The sequence below is a fragment of the Pseudomonas sp. TE21394 genome, assembly GCF_054057835.1.
Map to the genome: position 1 here is coordinate 14678 of NZ_JBSRZR010000001.1, position 13957 is coordinate 28634.

Genomic DNA, 13957 nt, shown 5'->3' on the forward strand with positions numbered 1-13957 from the left:
CTGGCAAACTTCTCCAGAATAGGCCGCTATGTCTTTGATAGTGCTACTGCTTCTGCCATTCGTTGGTAGTTGCCTGGCAGCCGTGCTGCCGCACAACGCACGTAACGCGGAGTCCATTCTCGCCGGGCTCGTCGCTCTGGTCGGCACGGTCCAGGTAGCACTGCTATACCCTCAGGTTGCCCACGGCGGCGTGATCCGCGAAGAGTTCCTCTGGCTGCCCAGCCTGGGCCTGAACCTGGTGCTGCGCATGGACGGCTTCGCCTGGCTGTTCGCGCTGCTGGTGCTGGGCATCGGTGCACTGGTGTCGCTGTATGCCCGCTACTACATGTCGCCACAAGACCCGGTACCACGCTTCTTCGCCTTTTTCCTCGCCTTCATGGGCGCCATGCTCGGCCTGGTGATTTCAGGCAACCTGATCCAGCTGGTGTTCTTCTGGGAACTCACCAGTCTGTTCTCCTTCCTGCTGATCGGCTACTGGCACCACCGTGCCGACGCCCGTCGCGGTGCCTACATGGCGCTGATGGTCACGGGCGCGGGCGGCCTGTGCCTGCTGGCAGGCGCCCTGCTGCTCGGCCACGTGGTGGGCAGCTATGACCTGGACAAGGTCCTGTCTGCTGGCAACGTCATCCGCCAGCATGCACTGTACCCAGTGTTGCTGCCGCTGATCCTCATCGGCGCGCTGAGCAAGAGCGCACAATTCCCCTTCCAGTTCTGGCTGCCCCATGCCATGGCAGCACCGACCCCGGTATCGGCCTATCTGCATTCGGCGACCATGGTCAAGGCCGGCGTGTTCCTGCTGGCGCGCCTGTGGCCGGTGCTATCGGGCAGTGAAGAGTGGTTCTGGATCGTCGGCGGCGCAGGCGCACTCACCCTGCTGCTTGGCGCCTTTGCCGCCATGTTCCAGAACGACCTCAAGGGCCTGCTGGCCTATTCGACCATCAGCCACCTGGGCCTGATTACCCTGCTGCTGGGCCTCAACAGCTCGCTGGCCGCCGTTGCCGCCGTGTTTCACATTCTCAACCATGCCACCTTCAAGGCTTCGCTGTTCATGGCCGCTGGCATCATCGACCATGAAAGCGGCACCCGGGACATCCGCCGCCTGAGCGGCCTGGTCCGCCTGGTGCCGTACACCGCCACCCTGGCGATGGTGGCCAGCGCCTCGATGGCCGGCGTGCCGTTGATGAACGGCTTCCTGTCCAAGGAAATGTTCTTCGCCGAAACGGTATTCATCAGTTCCACCGCCTGGGTCGAGGCCACCCTGCCGCTGATCGCCACCCTGGCCGCGACCTTCAGCGTGGCCTACGCACTACGCTTCACCGTCGACGTGTTCTTCGGCCCCAGCGCCACGGACCTGCCGCATACCCCGCACGAACCGCCACGCTGGATGCGCGCGCCGGTCGAGTTGCTGGTGCTCACCTGCCTGGTGGTGGGCATCTTCCCGGCCCAGTCGGTCGGCCCGCTACTGGCCACTGCCGCGCTACCGGTGGTGGGCGGCACCCTGCCGGAATACAGCCTGGCCGTCTGGCACGGCTGGAACGCGCCACTGATCATGAGCCTGGTGGCCATGGCTGGCGGTAGCGCGCTGTATTTGGTACTGCGCAAACAACTGCGCCTGGGCCGTTTCCCGTACCCGCCGCTGATAGAGCGCTTCAACGGCAAGCGCCTGTTCGAGCAAGGCCAAGTGCAACTGATGCTGCTGGCGCGGCGCATCGAACGCCTGCTCACCACTCGCCGCCTGCAGTCGCAATTGTTCATGCTGGTGCTCACCGCCTTCTTCGCTGGCCTCATCCCCATGCTCTACAGTGGCCTGAGCTGGGGTGAACGACCGAAGATTCCCGGTTCGGGCGTGTTCGTCGCGCTGTGGCTGATTGCCATCGCCTGCGCCATCGGTGCCGCTTACCAGGCCAAGTACCACCGCCTGGCGGCACTGACCATGGTCAGTGTCTGCGGGCTCATGACCTGCATCACCTTCGTCTGGTTTTCGGCGCCCGATCTGGCGCTGACCCAGTTGGTGGTGGAAGTGGTCACGACCGTGCTGATCCTGCTCGGCCTGCGCTGGCTGCCACGGCGGATCGAAGGTGTGTCGCCGCTGCCGGGCAGCCTGGACCGCGCGCGCATGCGCCGCCTGCGCGACCTGCTGCTGGCGGTGCTGGTAGGCGGCGGCATGGCGGTGCTGTCCTACGCCATGTTGACCCGGCCAACGCCCAACGACATTTCCTCGTTCTACCTCAGCCGTGCGCTGCCCCAGGGCGGTGGCACCAACGTGGTCAACGTCATGCTGGTCGACTTCCGTGGTTTCGATACCCTCGGTGAAATCACTGTGCTGGTGGCCGTTGCGCTGACCGTGTTCGCCCTGCTGCGGCGCTTCCGCCCGCCGAAGGAAAGCATGCAGCTGCCATCGCAGCAGCGCCAGCTGGCACCCGACGTGGTCACCGACCTGATCAACCCGCGGCATGCCACCGACACCGCGCTGGGCTTCATGATGGTGCCCGCAGTGCTGGTGCGCCTGCTGCTGCCGATCGCCCTGCTGGTATCGATGTACCTGTTCATGCGCGGCCACAACCAGCCCGGAGGCGGCTTCGTCGCCGGCCTGGTGATGTCGGTGGCGTTCATCCTGCAGTACATGGTCGCCGGTACCCAGTGGGTCGAGGCGCAGATGAGCTTGCGGCCGTTGCGCTGGATGGGTACCGGGCTGCTGTGTGCAACCCTGACGGGGGTGGGCGCCATGCTGTTCGGCTACCCGTTCCTCACCACCCATACCGCCCACTTGCACCTGCCGTTGCTCGGTGATGTGCACGTGGCCAGTGCGCTGTTCTTCGATGTCGGCGTGTTCACCGTGGTGGTCGGCTCGACCCTGCTGATCCTCACCGCCCTGGCGCACCAGTCGGTGCGCGCCTACCGCCCGGGCAACCCGGCGAAAACCAGCCAAGCAGGAGCCGCCTGATGGAAGAAGTGATTGCAATCGCCATCGGCGTCCTGGCCGCCTCGGGGGTGTGGCTGATCCTGCGCCCCCGCACCTACCAGGTGATCATGGGCCTGTGCCTGCTGTCGTATGGCGTCAACCTGTTCATCTTCAGCATGGGCAGCCTGTTCATCGGCAAGGAACCGATCATCAAGAACGGCCTGCCCCAGGACCTGCTGCACTACACCGACCCGCTGCCGCAGGCGCTGGTGCTCACCGCCATCGTCATCAGTTTCGCCATGACCGCGCTGTTCCTGGTGGTGTTGCTGGCCTCGCGCGGCCTGACCGGTACCGACCACGTCGATGGCCGGGAGCGTGACGAATGAGCGGCATGAGCCAACTGATCATCGCGCCCATCCTGCTGCCCCTGGTAACCGCAGCGGTGATGTTGCTGCTGGGCGAGAAACACCGGCAGCTCAAGGCCGGGCTGAACCTGCTGTCGACCTTTACCGGCCTGGCCATCGCGGTCAGCCTGCTGTTGTGGGTGCGCATTCAGGGCCAGGCAGAATCGATCGGCGCGTACCTGCCGGGCAACTGGCCGGCGCCGTTCGGCATCGTACTGGTGGTCGACCACCTGTCGGCGCTGCTGCTGGTACTCACCGGCACCATCGGTTTCAGTGCCCTGCTGTTTGCCCGGGCCCGCTGGGATGGTGCCGGGGCCAGCTTTCATGCGCTGTTCCAGATCCAGCTGATGGGCCTGTACGGCGCCTTCCTCACCGCCGACCTGTTCAACCTGTTCGTATTTTTCGAGGTGCTGCTGGCCGCTTCCTATGGCTTGCTGCTGCACGGCTCTGGCCGTGCCCGGGTGCGCGCCGGCTTGCACTACATCGCCATCAACCTGTTTGCCTCGTCACTGTTCCTGGTCGGCGCGGCGATGCTGTATGGCGTGACCGGCACCCTGAACCTGGCAGACCTGGCGGTGAAGATCCCGCTGGTGCCGGAGGCCGATCGTGGCTTGCTGCATGCCGGTGCGGCCATCCTGGCCATCGCCTTCCTGGCCAAGGCCGGCATCTGGCCATTGAACTTCTGGCTGGTACCGGCCTATGCCTCTGCCAGTGCGCCAGTGGCGGCGCTATTCGCGATCATGACCAAGGTCGGTCTGTATGCAGTGTTGCGCCTGTGGACCCTGCTGTTCTCAGGGCAGGCCGGGGCTTCGGCGCACTTCGGTGGCGAATGGCTGGTAGCCGGTGGCCTGGTCACCCTGGCGGTAGCGGCGGTGTCGATCCTGGCCGCGCAGCGCCTGGAGCGCATGGCCGCCCTCAGCATCCTGGTCTCGGCCGGCACCCTGCTCGCTGCCGTCGGCTTCGCCCAGTCGGCGCTGACCGGTGCAGCGTTGTTCTACCTGGTCAACTCTACCTTGGCGCTATGCGCGCTGTTTCTGCTCGCCGAGCTGGTGGAACGCTCGCGCTCAGCCAATGAGGCACCGCTGGAGGAAGAGGAAGACGCCATGCCGCCGCCGCTGGAGTCACTGCACCCTCCCAAGGGCATCAACCTCGACGACGAGCAGAAGGTGGTGATCGGCCAGATCATCCCATGGACCATGGCGTTCCTCGGCCTCAGCTTCATCGCCTGTGCCCTGCTGATCATCGGCATGCCACCGCTGTCAGGCTTCATCGGCAAGCTCAACCTGATCAGCGCACTGATCAACCCCCAAGGCCTGGGTGTGCCACCCGGGCACCCCCTGGGGGCGTCGGGCTGGGGCCTTGTGACCTTGCTTATCCTGTCAGGCATGGCCTCGCTGGTCGCCTTCGGCCGCGTCGGCATCCAGCGTTTCTGGAAGCCCGAGGAGCGCCCATCGCCGCTACTGCGCCGCTATGAATGCCTGCCCATCGTCATCCTGCTCGGCCTGTGCATCATCCTCAGTCTCAGGGCCGAACCGCTATTGCGCTATACCCAGGACACCGCTGCCAGCCTGCAGGCTCCCGAGCTCTACATCCAGGCAGTCATGGCCGCCCGGCCGGTCCCCGGCCCCACCTCGCTCGACGTACAGGTGCAGCCATGAACCGACTGTTCCCCGCCCCGCTGTTATCGGTGTCGCTGTTCGCGCTGTGGCTGTTGCTGAACCTTTCGCTCAGCCCCGGCAACCTGCTGCTGGGTGCCGTGCTCGGCGTGCTGGCACCGCTGCTAATGGCACCGCTGCGCCCGCAGCATGCCCACGTGCGGCGGCCGCTGGCCGTTGCCCGGCTGGTCGGCCGGGTCGGCATCGACGTGATCCTGTCCAACCTGCTGGTGGCGCGCGGCGTGCTGCGTGCCGGCAAGCAGCCGCCACGCTCGGCGTTCGTGCACATCCCGCTGAGCCTGCGCGATGCGCATGGCCTGGCGGCGCTGTCGATGATCACCACGGTGGTGCCCGGCACGGTCTGGTCCGAGCTGGCACTGGACCGCAGCGTGCTGCTGCTGCATGTGTTCGACCTGGATGACGAGGCGGCCTTCATCCGGCATTTCAAGGACACCTACGAACGCCCGCTGATGGAGATCTTCCAATGACAGGCCTGCTCGCCAATGCTGTCCTCGCCAGCCTGTTCATCTTCGCCCTGGCCATGGCCCTGGCGCTGATCCGGCTGTTCCGCGGCCCCTCCGCGCAGGACCGGGTACTGGCGCTGGACTACCTGTACATCCTGGCCATGCTGACCATGCTGGTGCTGGGCATCCGTTATGCCAGTGACACCTACTTCGAAGGTGCCCTGCTGATTGCCCTGTTCGGCTTCGTGGGCTCGTTTGCCCTGGCCAAGTTCCTGCTGCGTGGTGAGGTGATCGAATGACTGAAGCCCTGCAACTACCGCTTTGGGTAGAGCTGGCCATCGCCGTACTGCTGCTGCTAGGCAGCCTGTTCGCGCTGATCGGTGCCGTGGGCCTGTTGCGTCTGCAGGACTATTTCCAGCGCATGCATCCGCCAGCACTGGCCTCGACCATCGGCGCCTGGTGCGTGGCACTGGCCTCGATCATCTACTTTTCCTGGCTCAAGGAAGCACCCGTGCTGCACGCCTGGCTGATTCCGGTCCTGCTATCCATTACCGTGCCGGTAACCACGCTGCTGCTGGCCCGGGCAGCGCTGTTCCGCAAGCGCACGGCCAACGAGCCGGTACCGGAAGAAGTCAGCAGCGGCCGCGATCGCGGCAACTGACTAGTCGCCTCACTCGTGGGTGAGGCGCTGCAACTCGCGGCGGACCATGGCCACATAAGGCGGCGGGCCAAGTCGGTACAATTCGCTTGCGACCCAGGTCAACCAGGTGCCTTGCAGTTCCGCGCGTCTTGCCAGCAAACGCTCGGCTTCGGCCACCGCATCAGCCTGATGCTGGCGATGAAACTCGGCACGCGTGGCGGGCGTGGCGTCACTGTGGGTCATTCACTGGCCTTGAAGGTGGTCAGTTCACCTTTGCGCCATTTGGCGACCTTGCCGGTCACCGCCTTCAGCAACTTGCCAAGGCCTTCCTGTATTTGCTGCTGCGCGGCGAACACCAGCATCACACCGTGGCCCTCGCGGAACACGATGCCCTCGCCTTCTGGGACCGAGACAAAGGCGTAATCGCCCACACCATAGACGTTCAGCTTGATTTCGCGAAAACGCATTTCCAGTTTGCCACCTTCCCGGCTGGGCAGTACGGCGGCGCGGAAGTGGTCGCCGACTTTCAGTTCGAGGCGCTGCTTGTCATCGACCACCAATGCGCTTTCGGTGTCGATCTCGGCCATGTACAGGCCTTCGGGATTCTGTTCGGTGACATAGACAAAGCGGCCCTGAAACAGCTGGGCCAATTTACCGCGCAAGTCGCCCAAGGCGAATAACGCATGGGTATCAAGAGTGCTAACTGCCAATGAAGTAATCCTCAACCGGTTACATCCCGCGCTCACCCAAGCTCGGTGAAACACGGCCATTTCTTGTCGATAAGCGAAAAGAGTAATGAAGCGATATACGAAGCGTCTGCGCCCACCGGCGATTCGGCGTGCGGGATTCTTTACTCTGGCTTGCCAGATCTGCCCTCAATACAGGCTTTCGGCATATTCCCGATCCGGGAAGTGTAATGTCTGACAGCACCCCCGCCAGAAAGGTGCGACAGGTAATGCCGGAACGCCCGTGAGAACGGGCCCGGCAATCCATCAGTGCATTACTGAGGGCAGAATATGCACGAAAACACCGAAATCCGTCGAGAGGCAAAGCGCATTTCTTGCCATTGAAACAGCCTGCCCTGCAATCTACCAAGCCCGGCGCAATCGACGCGCTCAGGCGGCCAGGCCTTTCTTCAACTGCTGCAACCAGGCTGCCTGGCACTGCACTGCCTCTTCTCGCGTGGCGAAGACAGTGCCGCGGCGCTCACCATTGACCAGCACCACCCAGCAGATGCGTTTACCCAGCGCCCGCAGCGTGGCCGGCACACCCGAGCCAATCATCACGGCTACATCGACCCGGCTATTCATCGTTCCCTCCGACATTTAATTAGCACCCTAACGATATAGCCATGATACGCCCGCTCGCCGAGCAGAAACAGCGCATCCCGGTATAGCAGTATTACGCCCGGGGCAACAAAAACCGCCGCCGGCAAAGAAATGCAAAAAGCCCCAGGGATCGCTCCGTGGGGCTTTGGCACATCGCGCGGGGTTACACCTGGCGCTGGTGGCGATCGAGCTGCTCGTGGCGCTCTTGGGCTTCGATGCAGTACTTGGTGGTCGGGCTGATCAGCAGACGCTTCAGGCCGATCGGCTCACCGCTGTCATCGCACCAGCCGAAGCTTTCGTCGGCAATCCGGTCGAGGGCCATTTCCAGCTGGGGCAGCAGGCGCTGGTCGCGGTCAATGGCGTTTACCAGCCAGCTACGCTCCTCTTCGACCGAAGCCACGTCGGCAGGGTCCGACGGGGTGTCCAGGCCTTCGATGGTGGCGCGGCTCAGCTCGATGCGTTCATGGGTTTCGACTTTCATCGCCTGCAGCAGGCTAGCGAAGAAAGCCAGCTGCTCAGCGTTCATGTAGTCATCGGCCGACATGGCCAGCAACTGTTCCTTGGTCATCGATTTCTCTATGAAAAAATGTGCATTTGGGCGATTCATATGCTGCCGACGCCTTGGCATCGGTGGCGGAATTCTTCAAGCGCCAACCGGCACTCTTTTACAGGGGGCGGAAGTCTAAGGCGCCACGTCGCGTGGAGCAACTGCAATCGGGTGGTAATTTGCTTTCGTTGCTCGGAATCCGCCGGTCGGCGTCGGGTTCGGGGTACCAGGGGCTCGCCGCGACGACCTGCTCAGCGCCTGTGCGGCCGAGCGCCGCACAGGCAGCGCTCGGCCGCACAGGCCCCCAGACCTCTCAAGCCATGCCCTGGGGCCCAGTCCAAACCTCCAGTCGGAATCAACGGTCCTTGAACTGCGCCTCACGCTTGCCGATAAACGCAGCCATGCCCTCTTTCTGGTCTTCGGTAGCAAATGCCGCATGGAACACCCGCCGCTCAAAGCGCACGCCTTCGCTGAGCGTCACTTCGAACGCCCGATTGACGCTCTCCTTCACCATCATGCTCACCGGAATCGACTTGCTGGCAATGGTCGCTGCCACCTTCAATGCCTCCTCCACCAATTCAGCCTGCGGCACGATACGCGCCACCAAGCCAGCGCGCTCGGCCTCCTCGGCCCCCATCAAGCGGCCAGTCAGGCACAGTTCCATGGCTTTGGCCTTGCCGACCGCACGGGTCAGGCGCTGGGTGCCGCCCATGCCCGGCAGCACCCCGAGGTTGATTTCCGGCTGGCCGAACTTGGCATTGTCCGCCGCCAGGATGAAGTCACACATCATCGCCAGCTCGCAGCCACCGCCCAGGGCAAAGCCGGACACCGCGGCAATGATCGGCTTGCGCCGGTTGGCAATACGGTCGGCATCGCTGAACAGATCGTCGACGTAGATCTGCGGGTATTGCAGCTCAGCCATTTCCTTGATGTCGGCGCCGGCGGCGAAGGCCTTGGCGGAACCGGTCAGCACCACGCAACCGATGTTCGGGTCCCGCTCGAGCTGGTCCAGGGCCTGGTTGATCTCGCCGACGATCTGCGCATTCAGCGCGTTCAGCGCCTGCGGGCGGTTCAGGGTGATCAGGCCGACCTTGCCGTGGATGTCCAACAGGATGGTTTCGAATGCCATGCAGTCTGCTCCTTCAAAGATTGCGCGCAATGACCATGCGCTGAATGTCGCTGGTGCCTTCGTAGATCTGGCAAACCCGAACGTCGCGGTAGATACGCTCCAGCGGGAAGTCGCTCAGATAGCCATAACCGCCCAGGGTCTGCAAGGCATCCGAACAGACCTTTTCGGCCATTTCCGAGGCAAACAGCTTGGCCATCGATGCTTCCACCAGTGCCGGACGCCCGGCATCGCGCAACGCGGCGGCGTGCAGCACCATCTGCCGGGCCACGGCGATCTTCGTCGCCATGTCGGCCAGGCGGAACGCCACGGCCTGGTGTTCGATCAGCGTCTTGCCGAAGCTCTGCCGCTCGTTGGCATAGTCGCGCGCCACTTCGAACGCCGCGCGAGCCATGCCCACCGCTTGCGCGGCAATGCCGATACGGCCGCCTTCTAGGTTGGCCAGGGCAATCTTGTAGCCCTCACCCTCCGCACCCAGGCGGTTGGCCACCGGCACGCGCACATTGTCGAAAACGACCTGGCAGGTGTCCGAAGCGTGCTGACCAAGCTTGTCCTCGACCCGCGCCACCTGGTAACCCGGTGAATCGGTGGGCACGATGAAGGCGCTGATGCCGCGCTTGCCGGCGTCCGGGTCGGTGACAGCGAACACGATCACCACCCCGGCGTTCTGCCCGGAGGTGATGAACTGCTTGCTGCCATTGAGCACATAGTGGTCGCCATCCAGGCGCGCACGCGTCTTCAAGCTGCTGGCATCGGAGCCGGCCTGGGGTTCGGTCAGGGCGAAGGCGCCGAGCATCGCGCCGCTGGCCAGCGGGGTCAGGAACTGTGCTTTCTGCTGCTCGCTGCCAAAGCGCAGGATCGGCACGCAACCTACCGAGTTGTGCACGCTCATGATGGTCGAGCAGGCGCCATCTCCAGCGGCGATTTCCTCCAGGGCCATGGCGTAAGCCACATATCCGGTGTCGCTGCCCCCCCATTGCTCCGGCACCAGCATGCCGAACAGCCCCAGCTCGGCCATCTCGGCGATGGCCTCCCTGGGGAAGCGATGTTCCTTGTCCCATTGCTCGGCAAACGGCTTCAGGCGCTCCTGGGCGAAGGCGCGCACCGCGTCGGCGATCTGTTGTTGTTCGTCAGTTACCAGCATGGTTCACCTCAGTACAGGCATTCGACAGCCATGGCCGTGGCTTCGCCACCGCCGATGCAAATGGCCGCCACTCCGCGGCGCAGGTTGTTCTGGCGCAGGGCCGACAGCAGGGTCACCAGGATGCGTGCGCCGGAGGCGCCGATCGGGTGGCCAAGGGCGCAGGCACCACCGTGGATGTTGACCTTGTCATGTGGCAGGTCGAGGTGCTTCATGGCCGCCAGGGTAACCACGGCGAAGGCCTCGTTGATCTCGAACAGGTCAACCTCGGCCAGGTTCCAGCCGGTGCGTTTCACCAGCTTGTCGATGGCGCCGATCGGAGCGGTGGGGAACAGTGCCGGGGTGTCGGCGAAAGCGGCATGGCCATGGATCACCGCCAGCGGCTTGAGGCCACGCTTGTCGGCTTCGGAGCGGCGCATCAGCACCAGCGCCGCGGCACCGTCGGAAATCGAACTGGAGTTGGCCGCCGTCACCGTACCGCCTTCGCGGAACGCCGGCTTCAGCTGCGGGATCTTGTCCAGGCGGGCCTTGGGCGGCTGCTCGTCATCCTTGACCAGGCGCTTTTCCTTACCCTCGGTGACTTCCACCGGGACGATCTCGGCAGCGAAACGGCCATTGCTGATCGCCGCCTGGGCACGGGTCAGCGAGGCGATGGCGAACTGGTCCTGGGCCTCACGGCTGAAGGCATTGGCCTGGGCGCAGTCTTCGGCGAAGGTGCCCATCAGCCGGCCCTTGTCGTAGGCGTCTTCCAGGCCGTCCATGAACATATGGTCGACGACCCGGCCGTGGCCCATGCGATAGCCGCCACGGGCCTTGTCCAGCAGGTAGGGGGCATTGGTCATGCTTTCCATGCCACCGGCCACTACCACATCGGCGGTGCCGGCCAGCAGCAGGTCATGGGCCATGATCGCCGCCTGCATGCCCGACCCGCACATCTTGTTCAGGGTGGTGCAGGTGGTGTGTCTGTCCAGCCCGGCCCCCAGCGCCGCCTGGCGGGCCGGCGCCTGGCCCTGGCCGGCCGGCAGCACGCAGCCGAACAGGACCTGCTCGACACTGCCGGCATCGATGCCGGCGCGCTCGACGGCAGCGCGAATGGCCGCGCTGCCCAGCTGTGGCGCCGTCAGGCTCTTGAGGTCGCCCTGCAGGCCGCCCATGGGCGTGCGCACGGCGCTGACGATTACGATCGGGTCGTTGGCAAGGGTCATGTTGGTTCTCCTTACTTGGCAGCCATGCGCAGTGCACCGTCGAGGCGGATCACCTCGCCGTTGAGCATGCTGTTCTCGATGATGTGGCGGGCCAGCGCGGCATATTCCTGTGGGCGACCCAGGCGTGGCGGGAACGGCACGCCGGCTGCCAGCGATGCCCGTACTTCCTCGCTCATGCCGGCCATCATCGGGGTTTCGAAGATGCCGGGGGCGATGGTCATCACCCGGATGCCGAAGCGCGCCAGTTCGCGTGCCGCCGGCAAGGTCAGGCTGGCGATGGCGCCTTTGGAGGCCGCGTAGGCGGCCTGGCCGATCTGGCCGTCAAAGGCGGCGATGGAAGCGGTGTTGATGATCACCCCGCGCTCACCACCCTCGTCGGCCGCACCTTCGGCCATGGCCGCTGCGGCCAGGCGTAGCAGGTTGAAGCTGCCGATGAGGTTGACGTTGATGACCTTGGCAAAGCTCGCCAGGCCGTGCGGGCCCTGCTTGCCGAGCACTTTTTCGGCCCCGACGATACCGGCGCAGTTGATCAGCCCGTGCAGGCTGCCGAAGGCACTGATAGCCGCGTCGACCGCTGCCTGGGCAGCCTGCTCGTCGCTGATGTCGGCCACCGCGAAGCGGGCGTTTTCGCCTAGCTCGCGGGCCTTGGCTTCGACAGCCTGGGCATTGAGGTCGACCAGCATGACCTTTGCGCCGGCCTCGACCAGCATCTGCGCGGAGGCCGCGCCCAGCCCGGAGGCGGCGCCGCTGACAATGAAGTGCTTGTTGACTATTTGCATGTTCGGTTTCCTTTCAGGCGCCGGCAGGGGTGGCCTGATGCGCTTGTTGTTTGGCAACTTCCTGGTTACGCAGGATGAAGCGTTGCAGCTTGCCGCTCGGGGTCTTGGGCAGCTCGCTGACGAATTCGATTTCCCTGGGGTAGGCATGCGCATACAGCCGCTGGCGCACGTGCTGGCGCAGGGCTTCCTCCAGCGCGGCGCTGCCGACATGGCCGCTGGCCAGGATCACGAAGGCCTTGATCAGCTCGGTACGCTCAGGATCCGGTTTGCCGATCACGGCGGCCTCGACCACTGCCGGGTGTTCGATCAGCGCGCTTTCCACGTCGAACGGGCCAACCCGGTAGCCCGAAGTGGTGATCACGTCGTCGCTGCGACCGACGAAGCTGATGCTGCCGTCGTGATTCAGTTCTACGGTGTCGCCGCTGAGGTAGTACTTGCCGACGAAGGCTTTGGTCGGCTGGCCGTGGTAGCCGGCGAACCAGCACAGCGGCGACTGTTCGCGGTCGACGGCAAGGATGCCCGGCTGGCCGGCGGGCAGTTCGTTGCCCTGCTCGTCCAGCACCACGATGCGGTGGCCAGGTATGGCGAAGCCGGCCGAACCCAGGTGCACCGGGTGCTGCAGGCCATGGTGGTTGCACAGCACCATGCCTAGTTCGGTCTGGCCATAGTGGTCGTGGATGGTCACCCCCAGCGCGTCGGCAAACCAGCGGATCACTTCGGGGTTGAGCGGCTCGCCGGCGCTGCTGACCACGCGCAGGCGGCCCTTGACCGGCCTGGCGAAGTCGTCGCCGGCGGCAATCAGCAGACGGTAAGCGGTAGGCGAACCGGCCAGGTTGGTGATGCCCAGTGTATCAATCACCCGGGCGCAGCTGTCGACGCTGAACGGGCCGTCGTAGAAGGTAGTGGCATGGCCCAGCGACAGCGGGCCGGTAACGGCGTAGTACAGGCCATAGGCCCAGCCCGGGTCGGCCAGGTTCCAGAAGTTGTCCTCCGGGCGCAGGCCGATGGCGTCACGCATGTAGCCCTGGAACGCGACGATCGCGCGCAGCGGCACCTCCAGCGGCTTGGCCGGGCCAGTGGTGCCGGATGTGAACATCAGCAGGAATGGGTCGTTACCCGAACGCATCACCGGCTCGCAGCGCTCCGTTGCGCTGGCCAGGCTCTGCTGGAAATCCAGCTCGCCACTGCGGGCGTTGACCGTGATGACGGTCGGGCAGCCGTGAACATCGTCCAGCTTGACGCGGTTGTTGCTGTCGGTGACGACCACACGGGCGTGGGACTGTTCCAGACGGTGCTCGATGGCCTTGGGGCCGAAGGCGGTGAACAGTGGCTGGTACACAGCCCCGAGACGCCAGGTGGCAAGAATCGTGATCAACAGTTCGGCAGTACGCGGCATCAAGCCAGCGACTCGATCTCCCGCTTGCACACCTTGGGCCTTGAGCACTGTGGCGAAACGGGCAGCCAGGTCGCTGAGCTGGTCGAAACTGTACCGCGCAGTGCTGCCGTCACGGTCCATGCAGGTCAGTGCCAGCCTGCCGTCCCCGGCATGGCGGTCGCAGCATTCGACACAGGCATTGAGGGCAGCGAGGTCACCATGCAGCGCCGCAGCAGCTGCCTGGTCATGGTCGAATGCACGAACGGCCTCGGCGTAATCACGCATCGTCGGACTCCTGGTTTGTTGTTTTTGGAGTTAGCCATCGGTCCGACGATGTTCGCGCCGCGAAGGCATGGCGACAATGGCCAAAGCTGTCAAACTGGATGACCGG

Annotated in this window: 15 protein-coding genes; 6 read left to right on the top strand and 9 right to left on the bottom strand. The window is 64.5% G+C overall.

The window, feature by feature from the left end:
- Positions 1-28: 28 nt before the first annotated feature.
- The 6 genes from ACVWZT_RS00070 to ACVWZT_RS00095 are packed head-to-tail and all read left to right on the top strand — an operon-like array spanning position 29 to position 6086.
- Entirely contained in the window at positions 29-2944 is a 2916-nt protein-coding gene (locus tag ACVWZT_RS00070) for a monovalent cation/H+ antiporter subunit A (RefSeq protein WP_457467555.1), read from the top strand.
- Positions 2944-3288 carry a Na+/H+ antiporter subunit C gene (locus tag ACVWZT_RS00075; RefSeq protein ID WP_296231657.1) on the top strand — a complete coding sequence of 115 codons (345 nt, stop codon included), beginning with the start codon at positions 2944-2946 and terminating at the stop codon, positions 3286-3288. The genes ACVWZT_RS00070 and ACVWZT_RS00075 overlap by 1 nt, the downstream gene beginning before the upstream one ends.
- Positions 3285-4964 carry a monovalent cation/H+ antiporter subunit D gene (locus ACVWZT_RS00080; protein ID WP_457467557.1) on the top strand — a complete coding sequence of 560 codons (1680 nt, stop codon included), beginning with the start codon at positions 3285-3287 and terminating at the stop codon, positions 4962-4964. Before ACVWZT_RS00075 ends, ACVWZT_RS00080 begins: the two co-directional genes overlap by 4 nt.
- Positions 4961-5449 (top strand): Na+/H+ antiporter subunit E, encoded by a 489-nt coding sequence (locus ACVWZT_RS00085; RefSeq protein WP_296231661.1) that lies wholly within the window; start codon positions 4961-4963, stop codon positions 5447-5449. The genes ACVWZT_RS00080 and ACVWZT_RS00085 overlap by 4 nt, the downstream gene beginning before the upstream one ends.
- The gene (locus ACVWZT_RS00090; protein ID WP_003259015.1) at positions 5446-5724 is read left to right on the top strand and encodes a K+/H+ antiporter subunit F; all 279 of its coding nucleotides are present in this window, start codon (positions 5446-5448) and stop codon (positions 5722-5724) included. The genes ACVWZT_RS00085 and ACVWZT_RS00090 overlap by 4 nt, the downstream gene beginning before the upstream one ends.
- Positions 5721-6086 (top strand): Na+/H+ antiporter subunit G, encoded by a 366-nt coding sequence (locus ACVWZT_RS00095; protein WP_296231662.1) that lies wholly within the window; start codon positions 5721-5723, stop codon positions 6084-6086. The genes ACVWZT_RS00090 and ACVWZT_RS00095 overlap by 4 nt, the downstream gene beginning before the upstream one ends.
- A 9-nt stretch (positions 6087-6095) precedes the next feature.
- Here the strand turns inward: ACVWZT_RS00095 and ACVWZT_RS00100 are convergent, their stop codons facing one another.
- The 9 genes from ACVWZT_RS00100 to ACVWZT_RS00140 form a co-directional block, all read right to left on the bottom strand.
- Positions 6096-6308 (bottom strand): hypothetical protein, encoded by a 213-nt coding sequence (locus ACVWZT_RS00100; protein WP_457467560.1) that lies wholly within the window; start codon positions 6306-6308, stop codon positions 6096-6098.
- Entirely contained in the window at positions 6305-6775 is a 471-nt protein-coding gene (locus tag ACVWZT_RS00105; RefSeq protein WP_170029162.1) for a hypothetical protein, read from the bottom strand. The genes ACVWZT_RS00100 and ACVWZT_RS00105 overlap by 4 nt, the downstream gene beginning before the upstream one ends.
- A gap of 405 nt (positions 6776-7180) precedes the next feature.
- Positions 7181-7375: a hypothetical protein gene (locus tag ACVWZT_RS00110; protein ID WP_457467562.1), complete on the bottom strand. Its 195-nt coding sequence runs from the start codon at positions 7373-7375 to the stop codon at positions 7181-7183.
- A 181-nt stretch (positions 7376-7556) separates the two neighbouring features.
- Positions 7557-7961 (bottom strand): TraR/DksA family transcriptional regulator, encoded by a 405-nt coding sequence (locus tag ACVWZT_RS00115; protein ID WP_296231665.1) that lies wholly within the window; start codon positions 7959-7961, stop codon positions 7557-7559.
- Positions 7962-8295: 334 nt separating this feature from the next.
- Positions 8296-9069, bottom strand: coding sequence for an enoyl-CoA hydratase (locus ACVWZT_RS00120; protein WP_170029160.1), 774 nt, complete (start codon positions 9067-9069; stop codon positions 8296-8298).
- Between the two features lie 13 nt (positions 9070-9082).
- Positions 9083-10210, bottom strand: a complete 1128-nt coding sequence (locus ACVWZT_RS00125; protein ID WP_457467565.1) for an acyl-CoA dehydrogenase — start codon at positions 10208-10210, stop codon at positions 9083-9085.
- Between the two features lie 8 nt (positions 10211-10218).
- Positions 10219-11412, bottom strand: coding sequence for an acetyl-CoA C-acyltransferase (locus ACVWZT_RS00130; protein ID WP_457467567.1), 1194 nt, complete (start codon positions 11410-11412; stop codon positions 10219-10221).
- Positions 11413-11423: 11 nt separating this feature from the next.
- Positions 11424-12191, bottom strand: a complete 768-nt coding sequence (locus ACVWZT_RS00135; protein WP_457467569.1) for an SDR family NAD(P)-dependent oxidoreductase — start codon at positions 12189-12191, stop codon at positions 11424-11426.
- A gap of 13 nt (positions 12192-12204) precedes the next feature.
- Positions 12205-13851, bottom strand: a complete 1647-nt coding sequence (locus ACVWZT_RS00140; RefSeq protein WP_457467570.1) for an AMP-binding protein — start codon at positions 13849-13851, stop codon at positions 12205-12207.
- Positions 13852-13957 lie beyond the last annotated feature (106 nt).

Excerpts from the sequence above, each read along its gene's own strand:
- ACVWZT_RS00070 (WP_457467555.1), top strand. The coding sequence starts at position 29 with ATGTCTTTGATAGTGCTACTGCTTCTGCCATTCGTTGGTAGTTGCCTG.
- ACVWZT_RS00075 (WP_296231657.1), top strand. The coding sequence starts at position 2,944 with ATGGAAGAAGTGATTGCAATCGCCATCGGCGTCCTGGCCGCCTCGGGG.
- ACVWZT_RS00080 (WP_457467557.1), top strand. The coding sequence starts at position 3,285 with ATGAGCGGCATGAGCCAACTGATCATCGCGCCCATCCTGCTGCCCCTG.
- ACVWZT_RS00085 (WP_296231661.1), top strand. The coding sequence starts at position 4,961 with ATGAACCGACTGTTCCCCGCCCCGCTGTTATCGGTGTCGCTGTTCGCG.
- ACVWZT_RS00090 (WP_003259015.1), top strand. The coding sequence starts at position 5,446 with ATGACAGGCCTGCTCGCCAATGCTGTCCTCGCCAGCCTGTTCATCTTC.
- ACVWZT_RS00095 (WP_296231662.1), top strand. The coding sequence starts at position 5,721 with ATGACTGAAGCCCTGCAACTACCGCTTTGGGTAGAGCTGGCCATCGCC.
- ACVWZT_RS00100 (WP_457467560.1), bottom strand. The coding sequence starts at position 6,308 with ATGACCCACAGTGACGCCACGCCCGCCACGCGTGCCGAGTTTCATCGC.
- ACVWZT_RS00110 (WP_457467562.1), bottom strand. The coding sequence starts at position 7,375 with ATGAATAGCCGGGTCGATGTAGCCGTGATGATTGGCTCGGGTGTGCCG.
- ACVWZT_RS00115 (WP_296231665.1), bottom strand. The coding sequence starts at position 7,961 with ATGACCAAGGAACAGTTGCTGGCCATGTCGGCCGATGACTACATGAAC.
- ACVWZT_RS00120 (WP_170029160.1), bottom strand. The coding sequence starts at position 9,069 with ATGGCATTCGAAACCATCCTGTTGGACATCCACGGCAAGGTCGGCCTG.
- ACVWZT_RS00125 (WP_457467565.1), bottom strand. The coding sequence starts at position 10,210 with ATGCTGGTAACTGACGAACAACAACAGATCGCCGACGCGGTGCGCGCC.
- ACVWZT_RS00130 (WP_457467567.1), bottom strand. The coding sequence starts at position 11,412 with ATGACCCTTGCCAACGACCCGATCGTAATCGTCAGCGCCGTGCGCACG.
- ACVWZT_RS00135 (WP_457467569.1), bottom strand. The coding sequence starts at position 12,191 with ATGCAAATAGTCAACAAGCACTTCATTGTCAGCGGCGCCGCCTCCGGG.
- ACVWZT_RS00140 (WP_457467570.1), bottom strand. The coding sequence starts at position 13,851 with ATGCGTGATTACGCCGAGGCCGTTCGTGCATTCGACCATGACCAGGCA.